This is a genomic window from Duganella sp. AC917 (assembly GCF_979258245.1).
Map to the genome: position 1 here is coordinate 190,554 of NZ_OZ409848.1, position 14,793 is coordinate 205,346.

Annotated in this window: 16 protein-coding genes; 13 read left to right on the forward strand and 3 right to left on the reverse strand. The window is 66.3% G+C overall.

What is annotated here, in order from left to right; genetic code table 11:
• The first annotated feature begins 78 nt into the window (after positions 1–78).
• The 4 genes from ACZ0BA_RS00825 to ACZ0BA_RS00840 are packed head-to-tail and all read left to right on the forward strand — an operon-like array spanning position 79 to position 3,131.
• Complete coding sequence (locus tag ACZ0BA_RS00825) at positions 79–570, forward strand: VOC family protein (protein ID WP_463449484.1); 492 nt, start codon at positions 79–81, stop codon at positions 568–570.
• Positions 567–980 carry a YciI family protein gene (locus ACZ0BA_RS00830; protein ID WP_463449485.1) on the forward strand — a complete coding sequence of 138 codons (414 nt, stop codon included), beginning with the start codon at positions 567–569 and terminating at the stop codon, positions 978–980. The genes ACZ0BA_RS00825 and ACZ0BA_RS00830 overlap by 4 nt, the downstream gene beginning before the upstream one ends.
• A 53-nt stretch (positions 981–1,033) precedes the next feature.
• Positions 1,034–1,846: a YciI family protein gene (locus tag ACZ0BA_RS00835; RefSeq protein WP_463449486.1), complete on the forward strand. Its 813-nt coding sequence runs from the start codon at positions 1,034–1,036 to the stop codon at positions 1,844–1,846.
• 31 nt (positions 1,847–1,877) lie between these two features.
• Positions 1,878–3,131 (forward strand): RNA polymerase sigma factor, encoded by a 1,254-nt coding sequence (locus tag ACZ0BA_RS00840; RefSeq protein WP_463454686.1) that lies wholly within the window; start codon positions 1,878–1,880, stop codon positions 3,129–3,131.
• A gap of 79 nt (positions 3,132–3,210) precedes the next feature.
• Here the strand turns inward: ACZ0BA_RS00840 and ACZ0BA_RS00845 are convergent, their stop codons facing one another.
• Together ACZ0BA_RS00845 and ACZ0BA_RS00850 are read right to left on the reverse strand one after the other, a co-directional pair.
• Complete coding sequence (locus ACZ0BA_RS00845; RefSeq protein ID WP_463449487.1) at positions 3,211–3,744, reverse strand: GAF domain-containing protein; 534 nt, start codon at positions 3,742–3,744, stop codon at positions 3,211–3,213.
• Positions 3,745–3,845: 101 nt separating this feature from the next.
• The gene (locus tag ACZ0BA_RS00850; RefSeq protein ID WP_463449488.1) at positions 3,846–4,730 is read right to left on the reverse strand and encodes a LysR family transcriptional regulator; all 885 of its coding nucleotides are present in this window, start codon (positions 4,728–4,730) and stop codon (positions 3,846–3,848) included.
• An 86-nt stretch (positions 4,731–4,816) separates the two neighbouring features.
• Here ACZ0BA_RS00850 and ACZ0BA_RS00855 point away from each other — a divergent pair, with 86 nt between their 5' ends.
• From ACZ0BA_RS00855 to ACZ0BA_RS00885, 7 genes are all read left to right on the forward strand, one after another.
• Positions 4,817–5,782: an aldo/keto reductase gene (locus ACZ0BA_RS00855; RefSeq protein ID WP_463449489.1), complete on the forward strand. Its 966-nt coding sequence runs from the start codon at positions 4,817–4,819 to the stop codon at positions 5,780–5,782.
• 131 nt (positions 5,783–5,913) lie between these two features.
• A complete protein-coding gene (locus ACZ0BA_RS00860; protein ID WP_463449490.1) occupies positions 5,914–6,165 on the forward strand; it encodes a hypothetical protein in 252 nt (83 codons plus the stop codon).
• Between the two features lie 82 nt (positions 6,166–6,247).
• The gene (locus ACZ0BA_RS00865) at positions 6,248–7,360 is read left to right on the forward strand and encodes a ligase-associated DNA damage response exonuclease (RefSeq protein ID WP_463449491.1); all 1,113 of its coding nucleotides are present in this window, start codon (positions 6,248–6,250) and stop codon (positions 7,358–7,360) included.
• Positions 7,353–8,999 carry an ATP-dependent DNA ligase gene (locus tag ACZ0BA_RS00870; protein WP_463449492.1) on the forward strand — a complete coding sequence of 549 codons (1,647 nt, stop codon included), beginning with the start codon at positions 7,353–7,355 and terminating at the stop codon, positions 8,997–8,999. The genes ACZ0BA_RS00865 and ACZ0BA_RS00870 overlap by 8 nt, the downstream gene beginning before the upstream one ends.
• Positions 8,996–11,530 (forward strand): ligase-associated DNA damage response DEXH box helicase, encoded by a 2,535-nt coding sequence (locus ACZ0BA_RS00875; protein ID WP_463449493.1) that lies wholly within the window; start codon positions 8,996–8,998, stop codon positions 11,528–11,530. The genes ACZ0BA_RS00870 and ACZ0BA_RS00875 overlap by 4 nt, the downstream gene beginning before the upstream one ends.
• A gap of 50 nt (positions 11,531–11,580) precedes the next feature.
• The gene (pdeM, locus tag ACZ0BA_RS00880) at positions 11,581–12,258 is read left to right on the forward strand and encodes a ligase-associated DNA damage response endonuclease PdeM (protein ID WP_463454687.1); all 678 of its coding nucleotides are present in this window, start codon (positions 11,581–11,583) and stop codon (positions 12,256–12,258) included.
• A gap of 147 nt (positions 12,259–12,405) precedes the next feature.
• Positions 12,406–12,786 (forward strand): KGG domain-containing protein, encoded by a 381-nt coding sequence (locus ACZ0BA_RS00885; RefSeq protein WP_463449494.1) that lies wholly within the window; start codon positions 12,406–12,408, stop codon positions 12,784–12,786.
• Between the two features lie 111 nt (positions 12,787–12,897).
• Here the strand turns inward: ACZ0BA_RS00885 and ACZ0BA_RS00890 are convergent, their stop codons facing one another.
• Entirely contained in the window at positions 12,898–13,395 is a 498-nt protein-coding gene (locus ACZ0BA_RS00890) for a pyridoxamine 5'-phosphate oxidase family protein (protein WP_463449495.1), read from the reverse strand.
• Between the two features lie 219 nt (positions 13,396–13,614).
• Here ACZ0BA_RS00890 and ACZ0BA_RS00895 point away from each other — a divergent pair, with 219 nt between their 5' ends.
• Together ACZ0BA_RS00895 and ACZ0BA_RS00900 are read left to right on the forward strand one after the other, a co-directional pair.
• Positions 13,615–14,253, forward strand: coding sequence for a PepSY-associated TM helix domain-containing protein (locus tag ACZ0BA_RS00895; protein WP_463449496.1), 639 nt, complete (start codon positions 13,615–13,617; stop codon positions 14,251–14,253).
• 20 nt (positions 14,254–14,273) lie between these two features.
• Positions 14,274–14,789 (forward strand): DUF2271 domain-containing protein, encoded by a 516-nt coding sequence (locus tag ACZ0BA_RS00900; RefSeq protein ID WP_090314843.1) that lies wholly within the window; start codon positions 14,274–14,276, stop codon positions 14,787–14,789.
• The last annotated feature ends 4 nt before the right edge of the window (positions 14,790–14,793 follow it).

Consider the following 14,793-nt stretch of genomic DNA (forward strand, 5'->3'; position numbering starts at 1 on the left):
CGATCCGGTTCGTGCTGCTTCGTCGTGGAGGTAGAGTGGGACGTTCTCACTCGGTTCAACCACACTCAGGAGATCACCATGACCGCACAAGTAGAACCCATCCCCGAAGGCATGCGCACCGTCACCCCGCACCTGGTGTGCGACGGCGCGGCCGACGCCATCGAATTCTATAAAAAAGCCTTCAACGCCGTGGAAACGGCCCGCATGCAGACGCCGGACGGCAAGATCACGCACGCAAGCGTGCGTATCGGCGACTCCAACGTCATGCTGGTCGACGAGTTTCCGGACTATGGCAGCGTCGGCCCCAAAAAGCTCAACGGCAGCCCGGTTACCTTGCACGTGTACGTGCCGAATGTCGACCAGGTGTTCGAGCAGGCGGTCGCCGCCGGCGCCACCGTCAGGATGCCGGTTGAAGACCAGTTCTGGGGCGACCGTTACGGGCAGGTGGTCGATCCGTTCGGCCACAACTGGTCGATCGCCACGCACGTCAAGGACATGGCGCCGGACGAAATGGTGCGGGCGATGGAAGAGATGCAGCCCGACCAGGCCAACATCGGGCCACAATCATGAGGTTCATGATCATCGTCAAAGCCACCGAGGACTCGGAAGCGGGCAAGATGCCGAGCACCGAGTTGCTCACGGCCATGGGCAAGTTCAACGAGGAACTGGTCAACGCCGGCGTGTTGCTGGCCGGCGAGGGTTTGCAGCCCAGCGCCAAGGGCGCGCGCATCCGCTACGACGGCAGCCAGCGCACCGTCATCGACGGCCCGTTCCCCGAGACCAGGGAACTGATCGCCGGCTTCTGGCTGATCCAGGTCAAGTCGAAGGAGGAAGCCATCGAGTGGATGAAGCGCTGTCCCAATCCGTTCGACGGCCCGTCCGAGATCGAAATCCGCCAGGTGTTCGAGATGGAGGATTTCGGCGAGGTCGCCACACCCGAGATCGCGGCCCGGGAAGAAGCCTTGCGCGCACGCTTGTGAAGCTGCTACCTTAGCGCTAAATACCTGCGTTAAATCTTTTTCGGGAGCAAGCGATGGAATTCATGGTACTGCGCCGCGCCAACCAGAGCACGGAGCGCGGCGAGCAGCCGCCTGCGTTGGAGCCGGGCGTTTTTCTGCGTCCCAGCACCGAGGCGGTGCGGCTGACGCGCCGCGACGGCGAGTGGCTGCAGAGCGTTGGGCCGTTTTCGCCGAAGGAGCTGGTCGCCGGCTTCACGTTGGTGGAGGCGGCCTCGCGCGAGGACGTCATCGAGCAGGTGCGTTGGTGGCCGTTGTTCGACAGCGGCGCGGTCTATGAAATCCGCGATCCCGGTTGCGTCGGCGGATGCCACAGCATCGACGAGCGCGGTACGGTGCTGGGCAATATGCCGCAACGCGACGTCGCGCTCAAGCGCTATGTCGTGTTCCTGCGTTCGGATGTCGAGGCCGAGGCCGACCTGATGCCGCCGGCCGAGGTCATCGACCGCATGAACGACAGCAACGAGGCGGCCGTGCGCGAGCGCGTGCTGCTGGCCGGCGCCGGCCTGCGCGGCACGGCCACCGGCGCGCGCGTGCATTTCGCCAATTCCAAGACGACGGTGGTCGACGGCCCGTTCACGGAGGTAAAGGAATTGATCGCCGGCTACTGGATGGTGCAGGCGGCCACCCGCGACGAGGCGATCGCCTGGGCCAAGGCCTATCCGTACCCGCACCCGGGCGACCTGACCCTGGAGCTGCGCGAGGCGTGCGAGCGCATCGAGCATCAGGAATTCACGCCGGAGATGCGGGCGGCCGAGGAGCGCCTGCGCGCCGAGTTACTGGAGGCGGGCCTGCGCGGCGCGTTCGACAAGAAGAACCGTGGCCTCTGACGTCGCCCGCATCGTCGAAGCGGTGTGGCGGATGGAGTCCGCCAAGATCATCGCTGTGCTTGCGCGCATGTTGCGCGACGTCGGCCAGGCCGAGGAACTGGCCCAGGACGCGCTGGTGCAGGCGCTCGAGCGCTGGCCGGAGACCGGCGTGCCCGAGCAGCCGGCTGCCTGGCTGACCACGGTCGCCAAGAACCGCGCGCTGGACGCGCTGCGGCGGCGCCGGCTGCATCAGGACAAGGAGGCCGCGCTCGGCTACGAGCTCGAAGGCGTCTTGCAGGACGCCGCGCCGAACCTGGAGGCGGCGGTGGCCGACGCGCTGGAAAACGACATCGGTGACGATCTGCTGCGGCTGGTGTTCGTGGCCTGCCATCCGGTGCTGCCGACCGATGGCCGGGTGGCGCTGACGTTGCGCCTGCTGGGCGGCCTGAGCACCGAGGAGATCGCCCGGGCCTTCCTGGTGCCGGAAGCGACGGTGGCGCAGCGTATCGTGCGCGCCAAGCGCACCCTGGCGGAGGCCAAGGTACCGTTCGAGGCGCCGCGCGCGCACGAACTGGGCGAGCGTCTGGCGTCGGTGTTGCAGGTGGTCTATCTGATCTATAACGAAGGCTACTCGGCCAGCGCCGGCGCCGACTGGATGCGGCCGGCGTTGTGCGAGGATGCGCTGCGGCTGGGGCGCATCCTGGCCGAACTGGCGCCGCAGGAGCCGGAGGTGCACGGCCTGGTGGCGCTGATGGAAATCCAATCGTCGCGCGCCCGCGCGAGGGTCGGGCCGGGCGGCGAGCCGATATTGTTGCTGGAGCAGGACAGGTCGCGGTGGGATCAGTTGTTGATACGGCGCGGCCTGTCGGCGCTGGCGCGGGCCGAGAACACCGGGCGCGGGCTGGGGCCGTATGGCGTGCAGGCGGCGATCGCGGCGTGTCATGCGCGGGCGCGGCTGGCGTCGGACACCGATTGGGGGAGGATCGCCGCGCTGTACGACGCGTTGGCGCAGCTGGCGCCGTCGCCGGTGGTGGAGCTTAACCGGGCGGTGGCGGTATCGATGGCGTTCGGGCCGGAGGCGGGGCTGGAGGTGGTGGACGGTTTGCGGGATGTGGCGGCGCTGAAGAACTACCATTTGCTGCCGAGCGTACGGGGGGATTTTCTGGCCAAGCTGGGGCGCAACGACGAGGCGAGGGCGGAGCTGGAGCGCGCCGCGCAATTGACGCAGAATGAACGCGAGCGGACGTTGTTGCTGGCCAGAGCCAATCAACTGCGCACGGTCCACCAGACACGTAGGGGGGATTAGGCGGAACGCCGTAATCCACCAAAGTGCGCGCCGCCAGCGGATCAACCATGGCGGATTACGCTGCGCTAGTCCGCCCTACCTATCCCTGCGGTGACGGTTGCTGTGCGTCCGCCAGCGTCGCTTCGAGCACTTTCACCAGCGCCTCGATGCCATCGGCGTCGGTCTGGTCGAAGCGGTTCGGCAGCGGGCTGTCCAGATCGAACACGCCGACGATCTCGCCGTTGGCGCCGCGCACCGGCACCACCAGCTCGGAGCGCGAATTGACGTCGCAGGCGATATGCCCGGGGAACGCGTGCACATCCGGCACGACGATGGACTTGCCCTCGACCACCGTGGTGCCGCACACCCCGCGCCCCTTCTTGATGCGGATGCAGGCCGGCTTGCCCTGGAACGGTCCGAGCACCAGCTCGTCACCTTTGAGGAAATAGAACCCGGCCCAGTTCAGGCCCGGCATGCTGTTGAACACCAGCGAGCTGAAGTTGGCCGTGTTGGCGATCAAGTCGCTCTCGCCGTGCACCAGACCCGTCAATTGCGAACGCAGGTCGTCGAACATGGCGATTTTAGCTTCCGGGGTGTCGGTGCCGTAGGCGGTGTCGCTGAGGGTAAAAGTCATAATATTCTGATAATCAATTTTGTCGATTGAGGATATGTGAAGCGTTTGTGGGCTTCGGCCTGGCCGCTATGGTAGCCCAAGCGGGCCGCTCACGCACCGTTTCAAGCCAGCGTTTCGGCCGCCAGCCGCTCCAGCAGCGCGGCGTCGGGATGGCCGTCCGCCACCACCAGCCCCAGTCCGGTCGCCAGCCGTTCGCCTTCGGCCAGCTTGCGGTAGGCCACGCCGTGGCGGCCGATCGCGGCAAACGACGCCGGCAGCAGTGCGATGCCGTTGCCAGCCGCCACTTCGCTCAGCAGCACGTGGTGATCTGCCGGCTCGCGCACGAACGCCGGCGCGAAGCCGAACGCGCGGAACACCGCGTGGCAATGATCGAAAAAGGCCGGCTGGCGGGCCCGCTCAAACCAGTACACCGGCTGGTCTTGCAGGTCGGCCAGCGACAGCGACCGGCGCCTGGCCAGCGCATGGCGGGCGGACAAGGCCACCAGCATCGGCTGGCTGCCCAGTGGTTGCACCTGCAGATCGAAGGTCTTGGTGGGCAAGGCGATAATGGCCGCGTCCAGCCGGCGCGCGCGCACCCGCGCAACCAGCCGTGGCGAGTCGTCGACAACGATGTCCGGGGCCGCGCCGGCTTGCGCGGACAGCGCGTCGGTGAAGCGGCGGAACAGGTCCGATTCCATCGACCGGGTCAGGCCCAGGCGCAACGGACGACGCTGCTCTTGCCGCTCGGCCTTCAAGGCCTGCTCGGCCTCGTCGAGCAGCGCCAGAATGCGCAGCGCGCGCGGCAGCAGCGTGGCGGCGGCAGGCGTCAGCGATACGTGCTGGGTGTCGCGCTCGAACAACTCGACGCCCAGCCGCTGCTCGAGTTGCCGCACCGCGCGGCTGAGCGGCGGCTGCGTCATGTGCAGCTGTTCGGCGGCCTGGCGGAAGTTCAGGCATTGAGCGACGGCAACGAAAATCCGCAACGCGTGGGAGTCGAGTGGTCTCATGATACCGAAAAGGTATCACGATTTCGGACATTCCGCCCGCCGCGCCGCGTCGCTAGACTGCTTCCATCAACCACCGGGAGCACATCATGAAACAACCTTCGCGCATGGGACTGGGCTGCATGGGCATGTCCGAATTTTACGGCGCCACCGACGACGCGCAGTCGATGCAGACGCTGGAGACCGCGTTCGCCAACGGCGTCACGCTGTTCGATACCGCCGACAGCTATGGCGCCGGCCACAACGAGGAGTTGCTGGGCCGCTTTCTGCGCGGAAAGCGTGATCGGGTCGTCATCGCCACCAAATTCGGCCTGGTGCGCGCCAAGGGAAACTATGAACGGCGCGTCGACAACTCCCCGGCCTACATCCGCCAGGCCTGCGAGGCGTCGCTGACGCGCCTGGGTGTCGAGCACATCGATTTATTCTATATGCATCGTTTGAACCTGGCGCAGACCGCGCTGGAAGAGTCGGTCGGCGCGCTTGGCGAGCTGGTCCGACAAGGCAAGATCGGCGCCATCGGCCTGTGCGAAGTGTCGCCGGACACCTTGCGCCGCGCGGCGGCCATCCACCCGATCGCCGCCGTGCAGAGCGAGTATTCGCTGTGGACACGCGATCCGGAGCAGGGCGTGTTGCGCGCCTGCCGCGATGTCGGCACCATGTTTTGCGCCTACAGCCCGCTGGGGCGCGGCTTTCTGACCGGTAAAGTCGCCGAATTGCAAGATGGGGATTTCCGCAAAATCAGTCCCCGCTTTGCCGAGGAGAACCGCCCAGGCAACCAGCGCATCGCCGATATTGTGCAGCGCATCGCCGACGACAAAGGTTGCACACCGGCCCAGCTGGCGCTGGCCTGGCTGCTGGCGCAGGGCGACGCGCACGGCTGCCCGGTGGTGCCGATCCCGGGCACCAAGCGTAGCGCTTACTTGCTGGAGAACCTCGGCGCCTTGCGGGTTCAACTGACCCGGGCCGAGCTGGAGCGCATCGATTCGGTGTTGCCGGCCGGGATGGCGGCCGGCGCGCGCTATCCGCTGGAAGGCATGAAAGGCGTGAACGCCTGACAAAGGCCACGTCCCTCCTACGGTAAATGTAGGCAGTCTCCGATGGCGCGCGCCTGCCATGCAGGCTACTCTTGTCGCAGTGCGTCACGACTTTCATGGGGCGCGTCTTTGACCATCCAAACGGAAAATCTATGTCGACCAGAAAAAAGAACGCCGACTCACAGCGTCCGGGCAAGCCAAAAAACAATGACAAGCAAGTACAGCAACAAACATCGCAACATCATCGACACACCGGCAGCGAGGGCGGGGCTGCGCAGCCAAGCCCCACTGTCAGGAGCCTCGACCTTGCCGCCATGCTGATGATCGGCGACGAACATATCGTTGTCGACACCGGGGAAGACGACAACCTCTGTTTTATGGCAGAGTTTATCGATCCCTCATGAGGGTGCGCTGCCTGACAGACGGGGGCATATGACGGCGACAGAATCGGCTCATCGTGGCTGAGTGCCGATTCTGAAAGCTAGTATGTCCACATCCGCTATGTCCACACCCGCGTCCGCATCGTCCGATCTGGTGGTCGTCCGCAAGGAAGGCCTGTACTGCGTGCCCGGCCAGTTCTACATCGACCCCTGGCTCCCGGTGGAACGCGCCGTGATCACGCACGCCCATGGCGACCACGCCCGCGGCGGCCATCAGCACTACCTGACGGCCGAAACCGGGGTGAACGTGGTCAAGTCGCGCCTGGGACCGATCCATATCGAGGGCCTGGCCTACGGCGAGCGGGTGGTGCATAACGGTGTGACGATCTCGCTGCACCCGGCCGGCCACGTGCTGGGGTCGGCGCAGGTGCGCATGGAGTACCAGGGCCGCGTGTGGGTGGCGTCCGGCGACTACAAGGTCGAGGCGGACAGCACCTGCGCGCCGTTCGAGCCGGTGCGCTGCGATACCTTCATCACCGAATCGACGTTCGGCCTGCCGATTTACCAGTGGCAGCCGCAGCAGGAAGTGTACGACGACATCAACGACTGGTGGCGGTCCAACGCCGAGCAGGGGCGCGCCAGCGTCATGCAGTGCTACAGCTTCGGCAAGGCGCAGCGCATCCTGAGCGGCCTGGACCCGGACATCGGCCCGATCATCTGCCATGGCGCGGTGCAGACCCTGAACCAGGTCTACCGCGACGGCGGCGTGTGGTTGCCGCCGACTGTCATGGTGGGCGAGGTCGACAAGCAGGACATCGGCCGCGCCATGGTTATCGCGCCGCCGTCGGCCGCCGGTTCTCCGTGGGTCAAGCGCTTCGGCGATTTCAGCGACGCCTTCGCCAGCGGCTGGATGCAGCTGCGCGGCGCGCGCCGCCGGCGCGGCGTCGATCGCGGTTTCGTGCTGTCCGACCATGCCGACTGGCCGGGACTGATGCAGGCGATTGCCGCCACCGGCGCCGAGCGGGTGATCGTCACCCACGGTTCGATCCCGGTGCTGGTGCGCTGGTTGCAGCAGCAGGGCTTGCAGGCCAGCGGCTTCGACACCGAATACGGCGACGACGAGGCCGACGAAGTGGTAGCGGCCGGCGTCGCTGCCGACCCGGCCGCCACCGCCGCCACCGCCCAGGCGATGGAAACGCAAGGAGCCGACGATGCGTGATTTCGCCCGTCTTTACGCGGAACTCGACGAGACCACCTCCACCAGCCGCAAGCTGGCGGCGCTGCAAGCCTATTTCACCAGCGCGGCCCCGCAGGATGCGGCCTGGGCCGTGTACTTCCTGGCCGGCGGCAAGCCGCGCCAGGCGGTGCCGACCAAGCTGCTGCGCCAGTTCGCGATCGAATATTCGGGCCTGGACGACTGGTTGTTCGACGAGTGCTACCACGCGGTCGGCGACCTGGCCGAGACCATCGCCCACATCCTGCCGCCGCCCAGCCAGCCGAGCGACATCGGCCTGGCCGACTGGATCGAGCTGGGCATAGCGCCGTTGCGCGGCGCGGCGCCGGAAGCGGTGCGTTCGGCGCTGCTGCTGTACTGGGATCAACTCGACACGCGCGAGCGCTTCCTGCTGACAAAACTGATCGGCGGCGGCTTCCGCGTCGGCGTGTCGCGCCTGCTGGTGACGCGCGCGCTCAGCGCCATCGCCAACCTTGACAGCAAGCTGGTCGCGCAGCGCCTGATGGGCTGGACCGACGGCAGCGTCAGCCCCACGGCGGCCGGCTTCCTGCAATTGATCGCCGCCCACACGCCGGAGGAACACGCGCAGCGCGGCGGCCAGCCGTATCCGTTCTTCCTGGCGCACGCGCTGCTCGACCGCGAGCCGGCCTCGCTGGGGCCGCTGTCGGACTGGCAGGTCGAATGGAAATACGACGGCATGCGCGCGCAGCTGGTCAGCCGCGACGGCCAGAACTGGCTGTGGTCGCGCGGCGAGGATTTGATCACCGAACGCTTCCCCGAGCTGGCCGCGCTGCACCTGCCCGACGGCGTAGTGATCGACGGCGAAATCTTGATCTGGCATGGCGGCAGCGCGCCGGCGCCTTTCGCCGACCTGCAAAAACGCATGGGCCGCAAGCAGGTGTCGGCGCGCCTGCTGGGCGAATTGCCGGCCGTGCTGGTGGCCTACGATTTGCTGGAAATGGACGGCCGCGACCTGCGCGAGCTGCCGCAGTCCGAGCGCCGGCGCATGCTCGAACAACTGGTGAGCATGTTGCGCGCGCAGCAGGCGGCGCCGCAGTTGCGGCTGTCGCCGCTGATCGTGGCCGACAGCTGGGAGCATCTGGCGAAAATCCGCGAGGAATCGCGCGAGCGCGGCGTCGAGGGCATGATGCTCAAGGCGAACGACGCCAAGTACGGCGTCGGCCGCACCAAGAACGTCGGCACCTGGTGGAAGTGGAAGATCGATCCGTACAGCGTGGACGCGGTGCTGATCTACGCGCAAAGCGGCCATGGCCGGCGGGCCTCGTTGTACACCGACTACACCTTTGCCGTGTGGGAACAGGAAGGCGAGGGCGGCGAGCGCAAGCTGGTGCCGTTCGCCAAAGCCTACTCGGGTCTCACCGACGCCGAGATCGCCAAGGTCGACCAGGCCATCCGCAAGACCACGGTGGAAAAATTCGGGCCGGTGCGCAGCGTCACGCCCAGCATGGTGTTCGAGATCGGCTTTGAGGGCATCGCCAGCTCGCCGCGCCACAAATCCGGCATCGCCGTGCGTTTTCCCCGCATCCTGCGCCAGCGCGACGATAAATCGATCGACGAAGCGGACACGCTCGACACGCTGAAAAGCCTGTTGGCGACCTCATGAACGCCCGCGAAGGCCGCCCGCCGGCCAGACGGAAAGCCGCCGCAGCCCCAGCCGCAGTCCCAGCCCCAACTCCGGCTCCGGCCACGCCAGCGGAAGCCTGGTTCGCGGCGCGCGGCTGGAGCGTGTTCCCGTTCCAGCGCGAGGTGTGGGCGGCGGCGGCGGCCGGCTATTCCGGGCTGCTGCACGCCAGCACCGGCGCCGGCAAGACTTACGCGGTATGGTTCGCCGCCTTGCAGCGCGCCGCCGTGGAGAAACCGGGTCGTGCCAAGGCCGGCATCAAGGTGCTGTGGATCACGCCGATGCGGGCGTTGGCCGCCGACACCCTACGCGCCTTGCAGGAGTCGGCCGTGGCGCTCGCGCCCGCGTGGCAGGTCGAGGCGCGCACCGGCGACACCGGCTCGGCGCAGCGCGCGCGGCAAAACAAGAAGCTGCCCGACACCCTGATCACCACGCCCGAGAGCCTGACCCTGCTGCTCAGCAAGGCGGAGGCGGCCACCCAGTTCGCCCAGCTCGACATGATCATCATCGACGAGTGGCACGAGTTGATGGGCAACAAGCGCGGCGTGCAGACGCAGCTGGCGCTGGCGCGCCTGCGCATGTGGAATCCGGCGTTGCTGGTGTGGGGCCTGTCGGCCACGCTCGGCAACCTGGAGCAGGCCAAACAGGCGTTGATGCCGGACGGCGTCACCGTCGAAGGCCACGTGGCCAAGGAGATCCAGGTCGACACGCTGATCCCGGCCAATCCGTCGCGCTTTCCGTGGGGCGGACACCTGGGCATCCAGATGCTCGGACCGGTGATCGCGGAGATCGAAAAACACGCCACCACGCTGGTGTTCACCAACACCCGTTCGCAGGCGGAGCTGTGGTATCAGCATATGCTCGAGGCGCGTCCTGATTGGGCCGGCCTGATCGCGCTGCATCACGGCTCGCTCGACAAGGAGGTGCGCGACTGGGTCGAGCAGGGCTTGAAACAGGGACAGCTCAAGGCGGTGGTGTGCACCTCCAGCCTGGACCTGGGTGTGGACTTCCTGCCGGTCGAGCGCGTGCTGCAGATCGGCAGCGCCAAGGGCATCGCGCGGCTGCTGCAGCGGGCCGGCCGCAGCGGCCATGCGCCGGGCCGGGTGTCGCGCCTGACCCTGGTGCCGACGCAAAGCATGGAGCTGCTGGAGGCGGCCGGCGCGCGCCAGGCGGTGGCGGCGCGCGACATCGAGGCGCGTCCGGTGCCGGACAAGCCGCTCGACGTGCTGGTGCAGCATCTGGTGACGATGGCGCTGGGCGGCGGCTTCCGTTCGGAGGAGCTGTACCGCGAGGTGCGCACCGCGTGGTCGTACCGCGACCTGGGGCCGGACGAATGGCAGTGGGCGCTGGACTTCGTCGCGCGCGGCGGCCAGACCCTGGCCGTGTATCCGGAATACCGGCGCGTGCTGCCGGACGAAGAGGGCGTCTACCGCGTGCCGGACGTCGCGCTGGGACGGCGCCACCGCATGGGCATCGGCACCATCGTGTCGGACAGTTCGCTGCAGGTCAAGTTCCTCACCGGCGGCCGCATCGGCAGCGTCGAGGAATCGTTCATCTCGCGGCTGAGCAAGGGCGACCATTTCCTGTTCGGCGGGCGCATCCTCGAATTCGTCCGCTTGCACGAGATGACCGCCTACGTCCGACGCGCCACCGGCGTCAAGAAAGGCGCGGTGCCGCGCTGGCAGGGCGGCAAGATGCCGATGTCGTCCGAGCTGGCGCACGCGGCGCTCGAGCAGCTGCGCCTGGCCACGCTGGACCGCTACGAGGGGCCGGAGATGCAGGCGCTCAAGCCGCTGCTGGAAATCCAGCAGCGCTGGTCGGCGCTGCCCACGCCGGACACCACGGTGGTCGAGAGCATGCAGAGCCGCGAGGGCCGCCACCTGTTCATGTTTCCGTTCGTCGGGCGCTCGGTGCACATCGGGCTGGCGTCATTGCTGGCGTGGCGGGTCGGCCGCATGACGCCGGTGACGTTTTCGATCGCCGTCAACGACTACGGTTTCGAGCTGCTGGCGCCGCAGGAGATCGACTGGGCGGCGCTGCTCGGCACCAAAGGCGGCAGCGGCGCGGACGTGGGCCTGTTCAGTACCGAGCACTTGCTCGAGGACGTGCTGGCCAGCCTGAACGCGACCGAGCTGTCGCAGCGGCGCTTCCGCGAGATCGCCCGCATCGCCGGGCTGGTGTTCCAGGGCTATCCCGGCCAGCCCAAAAGCGCGCGCCAGCTGCAAGCGTCGTCGCAGCTGTTTTTCGCCGTGTTCCGTCAGCACGACGCTGGCAATATGCTACTCACCCAGGCCCAGCGCGAGGTGCTCGAGCAGGAACTGGAATTGAACCGGCTGCGCGCCACATTAGAGGCGTTGCAAGCGCGCCAAGTCAGTTATCATGGAACCAAGCGGGCCACGCCGTTCGGCTTCGCGCTGATGGTCGAGCGCTTCCGCGAAAAGCTCAGTACCGAAAAACTGTCGGATCGCGTCGCCAGGCTGGTGCGCGAACTTGAAAAGGCGGCCGGACCATGACGATCACTATCAGCAAGGCGCAACAGATGGAGGAAGCCGGCGTCGCTGGCATGGCGGGCACGCTGACCATCGACCTGGCCGGCGAGCAGGTGCTGCTGTTGCCGGAGAAAGCGATGTACTGGCCGCGCGAAAAAATGCTGATCATCGCCGATATCCACTTCGGCAAGGCCGCCTCGTTCCGCGCGCTGGGCGTGCCGGTGCCGGGCGGGACGACGGCGGCCAATCTGCGCGCGCTCGACGGTTTGCTGGCGCGCCACGCGGTGCGCGAAATCCTGTTCCTGGGCGACTTCCTGCACGCGAAGGCGGCGCACGCCGAGGCCACGATGACGGCGCTGCACGGCTGGCGCCTGGCGCGGCCGGCGCTGAAGCTGACGGTGGTGCGCGGCAACCACGACGCCCACGCAGGCGATCCGCCGGCACGGCTGGCGATCGACATGGTCGACGAGCCGCTGCAACAGGCGCCGTTCGCGTTCTGCCACCATCCCGACCTGCTGGTGTCGGGCTATCTGATGGCCGGCCACGTGCATCCGGTGTACCGCTTGCGCGCCGGCTGGGATTCGCTGCTGCTGCCGTGCTTTCTGGTCGGCCAGGGGCGGGTGGTGCTGCCCGCGTTCGGCGCTTTCACCGGCGGCCACCCGGTACTGCCCGAGCCGGGCGAGCGCCTTTTCGTCACCAGCGGCGATACGGTGGTCGAGGTGCCGGTCAAACCGCAGCCTGTGCCGAACTAGTCAAGTAAGTCGTCCGTGACTGGCTGTACAGGGAATGCTCCTACATTATCAACTGCGCAAGTCCTATATTGCGTCACTTGGCGGTGCTCTACGATGGTCTCACCTGTGAAGCAAGCGGGAACGAGACACTCATCCAAGGAGATCAACATGGCCACTAACGGTAGGAGCGGTAATCAGGGCGGCAGTCGAGGAAGCAAACAGGGCGGCACATCCGGCAACGAGCAAAGCGCACCGAAAAAACGCGGCTTCGCTTCGATGGACCCGGAACAGCAGCGCATGATCGCTGCGCAGGGCGGCCGTGCCGCCCACCAAAAAGGTACGGCCCACGAATTCACTTCGGAAGAAGCGCGCCGCGCCGGTGCGATGAGCCACAAGAACGATCAGAACAGCCAAAGCAGCAGCAGCGGTTCGCGTGGTGGTTCCGGTGGCGGCAACCGGAGCGGTGGCGGTGACGAGAACCAGAACGATGAAGGCGGCGGCGGTACCGGCAGGGCCGGCCGTGGCAACCGTTCCGGCTCCAGGTCCTGATATACGGTTGATGTGCGGCTGGGGCGCTTTCCTCTGAACCCAGCTGTTTTAAGATCTGCGGATGTCATGTCCGCAGATCCTTTTTTTTGCGCGTCCGGTTTGCGCGGGCGCTTACAGGCAGATGGTGGTGTGGCGGCCGATCGGCATCGGCGAGCGGCCGGTGATGGCCGCCTTGGCAATCTGCACCAGCTGTGTCATCTTGGTCGAGCCGGCGTCCCAGTACTCGGCCGATTCGATGCGCACGCGGATCAACGTCAGGTGCGGATCGTCGACGCCCTCGGGGAACCAGCTGCGCGCGGCCGCGTTCCACAGCTCGCGCGCCTTGGCGCGGTCCTTGAGCACGTAAGCGCGTCCGGAGATGGACAGATAAAGGTTGCGCTCCGGGTCGGAGTAGCTGATATTGACGCCCGAGTGCTTCGGCAGGTCGAGCACGAAGCCCGCCTCGTCGGAGGCGAAGAACCACAGGTTGCCCTCGTTGTCGATCTGCTGCGTCGTCAGCGGACGGCTGGTGAGCACGTGGTCCGAGTCGAACGTGGTGAACATGCCAAAGCGCACATCCTTGATCTTGGCGGAGATGGTGTTGATCTGGTCTTGCGAATACAGCGGCATGATGCGCCTCCATGACGAAAAGGATGATGTCGGGCCAGCATACCCGCCGCCGGGCTCGGACTCTGTACGCGGTCTCACGCTAAGGTGGTCAAGCCAGCTTACACGGGTAACTTTACACAGGCGTTACATTGGACAGGTTGACAACGTAAATGATAATAATTATCATTTGTGTTTGTGCCTGGCTCAAAGGCGACTATTTCACGGATTAGAGGACATGAATTGAGCGCTCAACAAGCCAGCAATGCCAGCCGCGCGGTGTGGCTGAAGAACCTGCACCAGTGGCACTGGATCAGCTCGGCTTTATGCCTGCTCGGCATGTTTTTGTTCAGCATTACCGGCATCACCCTGAATCACGCCTCGCAAATCGAGGCCAAGCCGACCGTGGTGCGCCAGCAGGCCACCGCGCCGGCGGCGCTGACGGCGCAGTTGCGCGCCTACGCGGCCGAGCACGACGGCGCGAAGGAGCCGTTGCCGGCCGCCGCCGAACAATGGTTGAGCGATACGTGGAAAGTGCAGGCCGGCGGCCGCGCGGCCGAATGGGCCGCCGACGAGGTCTACCTGCCGATGCCCAAGGCCGGCGGCGACGCCTGGGTGCGCATCGCGCTCGAGGATGGCGCGGCCGAATTCGAGAAGACCGACCGTGGCTGGATTTCGTGGCTCAACGACGTCCACAAGGGCCGCAACACCGGCGCCGCGTGGAACTGGTTCATCGACATTTTCGCCGGCGCTTGCCTGGTGTTTTGTATCACCGGCTTGCTGATCCTGAAGTTCCACGCCGCCAACCGTCCGTTCACCTGGCCGATGGTCGGTCTGGGTATTTTGATTCCGTTTGTCATCGCTTTGCTGTTCATCCATTAACTTTCTCTTCCGGGTACTCCATGAAATTACGTTATTCCATCGCGTTGAGCCTGCCGCTGGCCAGCGCCTCGGCCATGGGCGCCGATCTGGCCCTCAAACTCGACGTGCCGCAATTGAACGTTGCCGAATACCACCGCCCCTACATCGCCGCCTGGCTGGAGAACGCCGACCAGAAAGTGGTGACCAACCTGGCCGTGCTGTACGACACCAAGAAGAAGGACAACGCCGGCACCAAGTGGCTCAAGGACATGCGCCAGTGGTGGCGCAAGAGCGGGCGCGACGTCGAGATGCCGATGGACGGCGTCAGCGGCGCGACCAAGGCGCCGGGCGAAGTGTCGCTGACGTTCCCGGGCGCCAAGGCTGCGCTGGACAAGCTGCCGGCCGGTAATTACACCTTGCTGGTGGAAGCGGCGCGCGAAGCGGGTGGACGCGAAGTGGTCAAGGTGCCGTTGCAGTGGCCGCCGAAGGCCAAGCAGGACCTCAAAGGCCAGGGCAAGGAAGAACTGGGCGCCGTGGTTGTACAACTGAAACCATAAGAAA

Bases quoted from the DNA above. Each gene is read 5' to 3' on its own strand.
- ACZ0BA_RS00890 (WP_463449495.1), bottom strand. From the start codon at position 13,395: ATGCCGCTGTATTCGCAAGACCAGATCAACACCATCTCCGCCAAGATC.
- ACZ0BA_RS00875 (WP_463449493.1), top strand. From the start codon at position 8,996: ATGAACGCCCGCGAAGGCCGCCCGCCGGCCAGACGGAAAGCCGCCGCA.
- ACZ0BA_RS00825 (WP_463449484.1), top strand. From the start codon at position 79: ATGACCGCACAAGTAGAACCCATCCCCGAAGGCATGCGCACCGTCACC.
- ACZ0BA_RS00840 (WP_463454686.1), top strand. From the start codon at position 1,878: ATGGAGTCCGCCAAGATCATCGCTGTGCTTGCGCGCATGTTGCGCGAC.
- ACZ0BA_RS00830 (WP_463449485.1), top strand. From the start codon at position 567: ATGAGGTTCATGATCATCGTCAAAGCCACCGAGGACTCGGAAGCGGGC.
- ACZ0BA_RS00845 (WP_463449487.1), bottom strand. From the start codon at position 3,744: ATGACTTTTACCCTCAGCGACACCGCCTACGGCACCGACACCCCGGAA.
- ACZ0BA_RS00850 (WP_463449488.1), bottom strand. From the start codon at position 4,730: ATGAGACCACTCGACTCCCACGCGTTGCGGATTTTCGTTGCCGTCGCT.
- ACZ0BA_RS00855 (WP_463449489.1), top strand. From the start codon at position 4,817: ATGAAACAACCTTCGCGCATGGGACTGGGCTGCATGGGCATGTCCGAA.
- ACZ0BA_RS00900 (WP_090314843.1), top strand. From the start codon at position 14,274: ATGAAATTACGTTATTCCATCGCGTTGAGCCTGCCGCTGGCCAGCGCC.
- ACZ0BA_RS00870 (WP_463449492.1), top strand. From the start codon at position 7,353: ATGCGTGATTTCGCCCGTCTTTACGCGGAACTCGACGAGACCACCTCC.
- ACZ0BA_RS00860 (WP_463449490.1), top strand. From the start codon at position 5,914: ATGTCGACCAGAAAAAAGAACGCCGACTCACAGCGTCCGGGCAAGCCA.
- ACZ0BA_RS00885 (WP_463449494.1), top strand. From the start codon at position 12,406: ATGGCCACTAACGGTAGGAGCGGTAATCAGGGCGGCAGTCGAGGAAGC.
- ACZ0BA_RS00865 (WP_463449491.1), top strand. From the start codon at position 6,248: ATGTCCACATCCGCTATGTCCACACCCGCGTCCGCATCGTCCGATCTG.
- pdeM (WP_463454687.1), top strand. From the start codon at position 11,581: ATGGCGGGCACGCTGACCATCGACCTGGCCGGCGAGCAGGTGCTGCTG.
- ACZ0BA_RS00835 (WP_463449486.1), top strand. From the start codon at position 1,034: ATGGAATTCATGGTACTGCGCCGCGCCAACCAGAGCACGGAGCGCGGC.